Source organism: Haloarcula sp. K1 (assembly GCF_001647155.1).
GTDB lineage: Archaea > Halobacteriota > Halobacteria > Halobacteriales > Haloarculaceae > Haloarcula > Haloarcula hispanica.
Window position 1 is genome coordinate 1 of sequence record NZ_LRHL01000029.1, and the last position, 9,990, is coordinate 9,990.

The 9,990-nt window shown below is 54.2% G+C and carries 7 protein-coding genes and 1 pseudogene; all 8 read right to left on the minus strand.

The window, feature by feature from the left end; genetic code table 11:
- Positions 1–204 precede the first annotated feature (204 nt).
- Positions 205–1,320, minus strand: coding sequence for a hypothetical protein (locus AV929_RS10495; RefSeq protein WP_064288219.1), 1,116 nt, complete (start codon positions 1,318–1,320; stop codon positions 205–207).
- A 2-nt stretch (positions 1,321–1,322) separates the two neighbouring features.
- Positions 1,323–2,933 (minus strand): hypothetical protein, encoded by a 1,611-nt coding sequence (locus AV929_RS22320; RefSeq protein ID WP_064288220.1) that lies wholly within the window; start codon positions 2,931–2,933, stop codon positions 1,323–1,325.
- Positions 2,934–3,639: 706 nt separating this feature from the next.
- Positions 3,640–4,119, minus strand: a complete 480-nt coding sequence (locus AV929_RS10505) for a hypothetical protein (RefSeq protein WP_230458879.1) — start codon at positions 4,117–4,119, stop codon at positions 3,640–3,642.
- A 257-nt stretch (positions 4,120–4,376) separates the two neighbouring features.
- Positions 4,377–4,973 (minus strand): hypothetical protein, encoded by a 597-nt coding sequence (locus AV929_RS21890; RefSeq protein WP_155120746.1) that lies wholly within the window; start codon positions 4,971–4,973, stop codon positions 4,377–4,379.
- A 182-nt stretch (positions 4,974–5,155) separates the two neighbouring features.
- Positions 5,156–5,398, minus strand: a pseudogene (locus AV929_RS21435) (IS6 family transposase); the annotation flags it as partial.
- A 67-nt stretch (positions 5,399–5,465) separates the two neighbouring features.
- Entirely contained in the window at positions 5,466–5,921 is a 456-nt protein-coding gene (locus tag AV929_RS10515; protein ID WP_064288222.1) for a hypothetical protein, read from the minus strand.
- On the minus strand, positions 5,921–9,190 hold the full coding sequence (locus AV929_RS21895) for a hypothetical protein (RefSeq protein WP_155120747.1): 3,270 nt from the start codon (positions 9,188–9,190) through the stop codon (positions 5,921–5,923). Before AV929_RS21895 ends, AV929_RS10515 begins: the two co-directional genes overlap by 1 nt.
- Positions 9,191–9,500: 310 nt before the next feature.
- On the minus strand, positions 9,501–9,990 hold a 490-nt coding region (locus AV929_RS22660), incomplete at its 5' end, for a hypothetical protein (RefSeq protein ID WP_152418438.1).

Sequence of the window (9,990 nt, forward strand, 5' to 3'; positions counted from 1 at the left end):
TTCCCAGCCCGCCGTAGTGCCGTCGGCTTGACGCCGTTTGGCACCCGAGAGGGCACCGCCGAGTCGGCGGCGTCGACCAGCCGTCTGAGCTTTGATGAGCTACTCAGTCCTTTCTGGAGGACGCTTCCGCCGCCCAAGGCCGTCACAGGCGCGACCGTGCCGGCTACTCAGTGCGTGTTCAAGCTATGTGAAAAGCTACCGCAGTCACAGAAGCTTCTGTTCGATGTACTGGTCGATACCGTCTTGATCGTCCATCTCACTCAGCTGGTCCAGTACCCCCTCGATAGTCGCCATTACATCGTCAGAGACATCCGCAGAACGCGCAGTCTGTGCCAGATTCACCAACAGTTCAAACTTGCTAGTCTCGATGTCGAGCGCCAGCGTCTTCGAGACGATCGATTCGTCGTTGGGAGCGTTGAGCCGGACGAACGCTGGCGGAATCGACCCCTCGATGAGCGCTGAGAGTCGCTCGTCGTCCGTGTCCACACCGTCGGGGAGCTCGCCTAACACGTTTCCATCATCGATGAGCCGCCGGACGAACGAATCGTCCTCGACACGGCGGAGGGTGTCTGACTCGTCCCGGTACACCCGCTCCAGTGTCAGTGCTTCGTTGGTGAACTCGGGAGCGATATCGTCTTTCGTAATGACGGCGTCCGTCCCGTACTCACCCAGATCGAGTGTCATGAACGGGTCCGAAAGATCGAGGTCAGTCACGGTTTCCCCACGCTGCAGGTCCCGCCGCTTCGAGTTGGTGAACTCGGAGTTCTCCCAGGGGCCGTCGGAAGTCATGGCGAAAACGTGTCCGCTATCGAGTTCTGCGTACCGCCACGGAGTCCCGCCGTACAGCGCGTCGAAACCGCCCAACTCCTCGAACAGTGTCTCGGAGTAGACGGCCAGTTGTGGGACCTGATCGATGTGCTCAGCGAAGGGCATACCCGTCGGCGCGATTGTGTTATGGTTAGTGGTTTGGAACAGCGGGACGTATTCCGCGTCATACGCAACGGCTAGCTCACAAGCAAGGTTGACGACAGCAGTCACGAATTCGGCGTAGTTCTGCTCGTCTGACCAATTCGACGGGATGAGGATGTCCGAAAGTCCCACAGATAGAACCCGTTCATACATCTCTCTATCCGAAGAGATGTCGAACATGAACGAAACGGTCGTTTTGTTGTAATTACCGTTATAGTACGGCCACTCGCCATCGTCCGATTCCTGATCTCTGTCTATATCGAATCCAACCTCTTCAGCCGCGTCGAAACCGGTCGAAACGATGTCATCCGTAAATTCGGGAACGTGGACCGTGAGATGGCGTGGTGACATTATTATAGGTCACTATAGCTAGTCACTTCAACGGTTACGTCTTTGGATATCCCGAACTCATCTGCCAGGGTTGTTTCGATGTCATTTTCTAGTCTGTTGCTCAGGACCTCTCGGGACGACGAACTACTGCTCCCGCCAAGGCGATTAGCCTCCACGTCGATATAGTCTTGATCCATGGCCACCACGATTTCATCTTCTCCTGCTACTGCGTGCGTCCGTAGCTTCTCTTTTAACCCGTTCCAGTTGTCTCTTCGGAAGAATTCAGCGCTGTCCGGATCGAGGTTTTTAGATTCGATTGCTGGGTCCTTGAGCGTCCGTCCGTTGATTTCTACCTCAGTGTTCGCTTTCGCATCGATGTCGCTACTAGAGCCACCTCTCTCACTGTTGACGTTCTTGAACGCATCACTGTTCTCGACACCGTCGGCAATGTCCTGACTGTACTCATCCGCGATATCATCCGAAGAGAGGTCTTTTTCGAGTTCGATATCGCCATCGCCGGCATCGATATTAGACCGGTCATCGAGTGCACGTCCGACGTGTCCTTCACCGGCAAGACCTTTGAACCCCTTCTTATTGCCCTGGATATCCCCTGCAATCTTGCCGATGTCGTCGAAGCCGTCTCGGCCTTGCAGGTCGTCCAACAGGCCTTCCAGTTCGTCGGCGGTAGTGATCGGCCCGCTATCAACGTCCGATCCCGCATTCAACGCAGAGAGATATTTGCTTTTCTCACTGGCCGAAAGCCCCAGTTTGTCGGGGAGACAGTCACCGCCGCTCTGGAGGGACGGCGACGACGGTGCCGTGACTGAGTGATACCTGCCGGACCGCAATGAGCCCGCACGACCGAGCGACGGTGCACTACTGATGTCACATCTAAACGTCGAATCGAACGTGTCCGAGTCCGTGCGCCCGGCGAAGTCGACCGCGTCGTCACCGTTGCGCGCCAGTAGGTCGTCGAACTCCGCCTTTCCATCCGCATCTAAACTGTCGTAGCGGGTGAGTGCCGTCGTGAGTTCATCGCTGTCGACCTCGCCACTCTCGTATGCGCGGGCGAAATCGCTCCGGGTACGGGCATCCATCTCGACCCGGGTCAGGGCATCAATTTCGTCTTGGTCCATTTGCCGGACGGCACGGGCAACGGCTGGATCGTTTTCTGCAAGCAGTGTGCCGAGGCGTCGCTGTTGGGCTGGGTCCAGCTCCGCCATGTCGACGTCTGTCCGACGGATCGTGTGCCGGATGCGGACTGTATCAGTTGCTGTTCTGGCGGGTTTGAGGACACGCCGAGCGCCGCTCCGTGGGACCGTCGTTGCCTTCGATAGTTGTGATATCGCTCGCATCTGTTGCCGGGCGCGCCACTCCCCAGCTCGGTCCTGTGCCCGACTGTACGTCCGGGCCGCCCGCATTACGCGAGTCCCGCCTAACCGGTCAGCTACAGTGTTCGCCGTCTGGGTTCGCTTGGCCGCGCTGGCTGCTTGGCTGCCGGTGACGGACCGGGCAACCTCGCCCCAGAGCATCCCGGCGAAGTAGTTAGCCCGGAAGTCTTTGTGCAACTCCGGCTTTGCGTCTTGATCGTAGGGATTCGCCCTGTCTTGACGATCCTCATAGCTCTGTACCATCGCGTCAAACACTGCCGGCGCTTGCGAGAGGAGGTTGCTCAGTGAGTCCAGACCAGGAATCGAGTCCAGAAGGGTACTGATCGCCTCGATGGCCCCCAGTGGGTCTTTAGCGAAGGACTGGAGTGACTCAATGCTACTGCCAAACGTTGTTGCTAGTCCCGAAGAGAACCCCAGTCCCTGTGCAGCTACTCTGGAATTAGTATCTACCGCCTCAGAATGCTGTGCTCCCTCAACAAAGATCGTGCTTCGAGTGAATGCAGGGGACGAGCGTGCATTCCCATGCGTATCTGTAACTCTGATTTTTGTTGTTGCTGCTGAGAGATCATCCTCAAGGGACTGGACGTATCCGGTCCGATATTCGATGAGATGAGTATATTGGTTCTCTCTAACTCGGGGCGTTGCCTTTGTTTCACCGTCATGACTGACTACTATCGTTTGAACCGCAGATTGAACAAAAACCTGAAAGGGTACTCTCGTATCAGGGTCGACTGCGTGTTTGGCGATGACCTCTTTGAACGCTTGCCGGTTTGCCACGCCGTTCAGGCCACCTCTCTGCCGGACTGAGCAATTCAACTATCATGCGAATGGACCGTGTCACTATCCGCAATGCGAGTGATTTCCGTCCAGAAGTCATCATCAATCCCGTCGTCTCGGCGATGAGACTATCTCCTAATCAGTATTGTAGACTTTAGATCTAAAATCGCGGTCAGTGATAGCGTTCCGTTTTCGCTAGCGAGAGACCGAGCTGGTCGGCGACTTCCTCACACTGCTGGCCCTCGTGTCCGCACTGCTTGGGTGGTTCCGTGACGGCCATGAAAACGCCACCTGAGTCGAGTTCTTCGACGTAGTAGGCCGGGGCCGACAGGACTTGCTCGCGACCGATTGCTTCAACCGTTTCCGGACGGAAGACGTTGTACTCGTACAGCGGTGGTTTGGTCCTCGTCGCAAGGTCTTCGACCGTCTCATCTTCGCCGATAGCGAGGCCACCGCGGCGGCCAAAGCCCCATTGTGGGTCAAGGATGTCTGCTGCCTTTGCGTGAATTTCCGCAAACTCTCGTCGGCGCTGTTTTACTCTGTCGATGTGGCCGTCGTCGGGGTTCTGGAGCGCGTAGATCCACGTCGTAAATTCTAAGTATGGCGTCGACTGGTAGGAGGGAAAGCCTAAACCGGTTCTATCAAATCCCAAATTGAGCTCATACCCGTCCATCCAGACTTCGACTGAGCAGGATTCAGCGGAAGTTAATACTTTGACTGCCTCTTCAGCACCGGCACAGACGTATTTTTCTTCACCGTGGTCGGTATATGATATACTAAATTTATCGGCCTCGTATTCCGGACCTGAGTTTCGTGGTACTGCATCGAACAGTAATTCGTATGTTTCCACTGATGGCTCTTCATTGAATATATATGCTACTTCTATCCAGTCATAGTCCTCCATTGTCTCTATGATGTAATTACAGTTCCTGTGTTCTCATTAACAACCTTGATTGTGACCTTTGCTGTATCCCATCTATCACTACTCGACACTATGCCTTCCCATTTCTTGATTTTTGATTTCACCATACTCTTCTTGCCTACACGGGTAGCACGAACTTCAAGCGTATTCCCATCAAAGTCGATTTCTTGGTGATCGCGCATTGTACGTAGCTTCTTTTCGAATTGACCTTCCACTTTTGGGCCTTTATATCCAAACGAGGACTTCGATTCGATTATTTTCCCGGATTTCAGTTGGATGTCTAGCTCACCTTTAATATCGTTGCCGTCTTTGAGTTCGACACTCATTTTACGGATATTCTCTGACCCGATTTCGTCGGCGCGTCGAACTTCTCGCAATGCTCCCTTGACGTTGCCTGGATCCCCGGCGTTCCCGCGCGCACCTGCATCCACAAAGTCATCGACGGGACCGCTATTCAGACCATCGACACCTTCCAGATTGTCGGCATGTGTGGCGAATTTCTCGATATCATCGGTGTCGGCGTTGCCTCGTTCGAGATTGCGAGCTGCAGCCGTGCGGAACTCGTCAGCACGGTCGATATCCAAGTCGAGTACCCGTTGGAGCCCGTCGCCGTCTAACTCGTCAACGAGTTTGACGCCAGCACCGTCAGTCTCAGCAATGAGTTTCTTGGCCCGTCGCTGCTAAGTGCTGTCGAGGTTATCGACCTTTTTGACGGCCCTATCGATCTGGTCGAAGGAGTCGACGCTGTCGTCATCAGCCGCGCGAGCGACGGCTCCGCCCTCGGCGGGTCGCTCTGTGCCTCAGACAGTGTATGCACCCAGTTCCAGACTGCACCGTGAGAGCGATCGACACCCAACAATTCTAAGATAGCGACCGTCTCCCTGATCGACAGCCCCGCCGAGTGGAGACGCACCCCAAACCGCCGGACGGGTGTCGGGGTGCGCTCATTCTCCCAAACGTCTTGACCGTCCGTTTCCAACGTTTCGCTGAGCAGGTCTGCGAGTGTCATGAACACCTCTCGCTACGACCTCCTCGTTTCTCAAACTCGCTCAACTAGACAGTGCCTTCCAGGGTCATCAACCAACATATATATCGAGGTCTTGTTCGATGGCAAAATCAAGGAGATCCCTGACCATCCAAAACTTGTGATAGACCCGGAGATACACCACCTCACTCGCTTCTACCGACGAATACTCTCGTGGATGAATATCCGTTGCAGCCTCGACAATATCCCCATCTATTTTTAGGGAGGATTCGATACGGCTCAACAGCTCTTCACTCATTTCGTGGAGTTCCACCACCTCATCGTCGCTGAGATGATAATCTCCATTCACTCGGTCCTCATCCCGTGGAAGTCCCAGCAGTTCTCCAAGCCGTGGCCCCTCCATCCCCACTTCATTTGCGACCAAGACCAGCTGTTCCATTAGTGTCCCCGACAACTTGATTCCATCAAATATTGGCGGCTCTTGCTCCAGCATCTCCTGAAAAATGGGGCCTTCCGGATCAGCGTCGGTTTGCAGCCGTCGTCCCATTAGTTGTCACTGAATCCTCTGTAGAGAACATCCATTGTTTCTACCGAAAGGCTCTGTAAATCGTATTTATTTCCGGCACCGATCGTGTATACGTGTCCCTCATTAATCGTCTCGGTCGACAGTTTAGCGTTGATTGTCTCACTTGAGCCAGGATATTTCATTTTCTTCACTTCATACTGATCAATAAATTGTTTGTTTTTGGTTATTTGTTTTCCGACATCCGCTGTCTTCGAGTCCTTTGTTTCAGCAAATCCGATGACCTCGCCGTCTTTTATTATCAGATGATCTATCTCAGTCGATCTTGACGTTCCTTTGAATTCGACCTGTGCCTGCGAGATGACTCGATAGTCGTCACCGAGTCGCCGCTGAAGCAAGACTTCACCATAGATTTCCGCCAGATCGCTGGGTTTATTTGTTTCGTAGTTGTCCTTGTAGCGGTTGTACTTGTCGTAGGTTCGCGCCGTCTTCCTGAAGACGCCTTCGTCAGCTTCGGCAGCCAAGCGCTTGACAGCGCCTGGGTTCAGGTCTTTCAGATATGCTCTAGGATTTTCCGATTCGACAACGCTGTTTGCGAATGGTTTGACTTGGCTATCACCGAGACGAGCGAGTAGTCCGTTAAGTTCCGATCCAGAGATGTCTCCGTCAGCGGCGACAGTTTCGAGCAATCTGGTTCCGGCACAGCTTGAACGGGAACTGAGTGTTGGCGTATCCGGAACTTGTACACGCCGATACTGGGAGACACCTAACGGCAGTCGCCCAATCGACGGCGCGGACAAGCCACAGTCTGCAGTAAGGAGATTATCTAGACGGTCACTATCGACTGCCGATGCTACGCGAGCGCCGCTATGGCCATTCTCCTCTACGAAGGCTGTAAGCTGGCGTTGCTGGCTTGCATCTAGCTCGGTGTACTTTGACGCTATTTCTGCTCGCACGGCCGAATCAATATCTATAGCCATTAGATCGTTCAGTGCATCCTGATCCATCGTCGCGGTTGCCTCGACACTCTTGTCACCAGTCGCTCGCCACACCTCCCGCATCTCTCGCTTCTGTTCCGGTGTCTCTAGCGAGTCGTACCGCTGCAACGCTTCGCTGAGGTCCTGTTTCGAAACGTCGGGATCTTCGCGAGACGCTCGAACCAGTGCCCGCTGTGTCCCTGGCGTTTCGTCCATTGCGATGAACGTTTCTAGAGCGCGCTGGTCACCCGAGTTGTGCAGTTGGAGCATCAGTTGACGACCATCATCGCCAGTCCGGCGCATAGTGCGGCTGACTCGTTCGGTTCGGGATGGGCCTGTAGCACGCTCTGGGAGCGATTCGATGAGTCGTGTCCACCGTGGTGAGTTCAGCCGCTGTGCGTGGCGCACACGCTCGGGTATCGCCACCCGCCCGAGTGCGCGCCGGGTTCCTGCTGGCTTGATATCAGTGCCTTTCGAAATGGTTGAGGCCATCCTGACCGACCGATGGAAGGTCCAGCCTCTCGCTGCCGTTCCAGCATCACCAACTGTGTCAGTTACCTTCCGCAATTTTGCGGCTTTCGAGACCGTTGAGCCACCACCGGTTGCAAGGCCGATACTGAGCTCAGAGCCAGCGACGCCACTGCCGTATCCCACTAACCAGTTCTGACCATAGAGCTTGTAATTCTCTGTCTCAGTCCTCCGGTCGAAGGGGTTCTGCCGGTCTTGAAGATTTCTGGCTGCAGAGGGGAGGGTTTCGGGCGCTCTCAAAGCCGCATCAGGGAGTCGATCGATATTTCCGAGCCAGGTAACAGCCGTCCACGGATGTGAGAGGAAGTATGACAGATCAAGCGCTGATTGTCGAACACCCCATACTCCCCCGCTACGGTATGCGATCTCTTCGATCACGCGGTCTTCCGTCCGCTCGCCAGTAGCCGGATGGTCAGCAGCAGTCTTGGCTAACTCGGGAATTGCTCCGGGAGAAGTGTAGTCACTGGATCGACTGTTCCTGTTGCTATCAACTGCTGTAACAGCTACTGGAGAGGATTCAAAGAACTGACTAAACTCTTGAAAGGCAAACACTCCAGCTTTGTCGATAGGTGTTCGGACGGTGAATTCGACTCGCCTGTACGATGTTGTTGTCTCGTTGTCGAATCGGATTGTCTCCCCATCACCCTGACACGCTGACTCCATGAGAGAGCCCAAGTTCGAGCCTGCTCGACGAGCAAGATACTGACAATCTGGCTTCACTACCAATTTGGAGACACCGCTCGGATCATGCGCACGTAAACGGACGGTATACCGGTATTTTGCAACCAGAATAGCCCCAGAAGAAGTCGAATCAGTAGTCTTGATGTTTTCAGGGCGTACCGTTTTTGTAGTGCCCTGTTGCCTCACAATCACTTTTGTTGTATTTTTTATACGCTTTGTTCGAATGCTTTCGATGGTTACCGTTGGAGCGCGGTGGTCGAACAGGACTGGAGCCGTTCCACTTGTGAACTCCGTCTGGTCAGAGATGCCGTCGCCATCAGTATCAGCACGACTGGGGTCTGTCCCCCGGAGGTGCTCAACGTTGTCCGCAAGTCCATCATGATCGGTGTCAGGCTGTAACGGGTCGGATGTAGCCGTTATGTTCGTGAGATACGACCCATTCGGTGAGGGGCCATGACCAGTTTCATTGAGCGTTGAAACGTCGATATCTGTTTGTTCTGCAATTGTTATCGCGAGTGCTTTTGAAGAACTACTATCTGGACCACGACTAATTTGAGGTTGATACGATTCAGTCTCGCCGCGGTACAACGACCGGAGATATGACCTCAGCAATCGTTTCGAGGGATCGGGACGAGAAACGTTCAAATATCCCTTTGAGGCGTTTGCACTCTGTATCCGCTGAACTTCCCAGCCTGCGACTTCCTCCGCGTCGGTCAGGTCGTCGCCGTCAGTGTCAACCTGCCTTGGATTGGCGAGGTGGTTGTAATAGGAGGCAGTCCTGCCACGATAACTGACTTCCGTGTACTGGCCGATTTCTCTGCTGTCGGAGAGGCCGTCACCGTCGGTGTCAGCGCTCTTCGGATCTGTCGTGACGCGATCCCCATTGGGTCCACCTAGTATGACCCCCTCGCGTTCCATCTCGTCACTCAGGCCGTCACCGTCGGTATCGTTTATCTCGGTCGTGGTATTTGCGACACGCGAGAACACTGTCGGCAGTTCCGCTGCGTCATCGACGAAGTTGACCTCCCCGCCGGTTGCGTTGGCGATGGCTGAGAGTTGGTCGCGCGTCGCCCCACCGAATCCGATCGGATAGATGGTAAGGATCAAGTTCGCGCACCCACGGCGTCGCTGAGCGTGCGCTTGATCGTCGAGAAGACAGTTTCACACGTCGCTCGTCAGCGGTAGCGAGCAACACCATGCATACTCGGCGACTTCGCCTACCCCACCAACAGCATCTTTAGCTAACTGGACCGCTTTGCTCGTGGAGCGGGAGATCTTCGACATAGGCATCGGCGATTTTCCGCTTCACACTCTAGTTCTAACGGTCGAAACCAGTGCTTTCCCGCGATTCACCAGAGATAATCCACGAAATTCAATTCGGAGACGCTACCGGAGACAGGGATTGATAGCAGAGAAATCAACTGGGGATATCAGTATTTGCTCCGCTTGGGTTGCGGCAGGGGTTCTCCCCAACATCATGCCGGTGCCCGATACCTCCAAATCGAATACACATAACTTCTATTTGCGTTTTTTTGGTAGCCTCTCCGATTCGGATCACAGCGTAGTCGGGCTTTTGTTGCAGTGGTGTGCTAATATTAGCGAGTGTTTTGTCTGGAGGGGTCATGGTTCCAAGGTTGACTCTCCATATTTGTCCCGCTGGGTCCGTGCCGAACTCTATCGCTACATCACGGAGTATGTCTTTTTCCGACGGCCTGCCTTGCATCAAAAGGCGTCCGTCATACTGATAGCCATCGTCAGTTGTAGATAGATTACCGGTCAGTGTTAAAACAACGTATCCTTCGCCCCCCGTTGTCATATCAGAGTATACTGTCGTACCCACTACCAGTGATAAAAGTACAACAATAACTGCGAGACACACATACGCGACTAGTTTGATATTATTCATT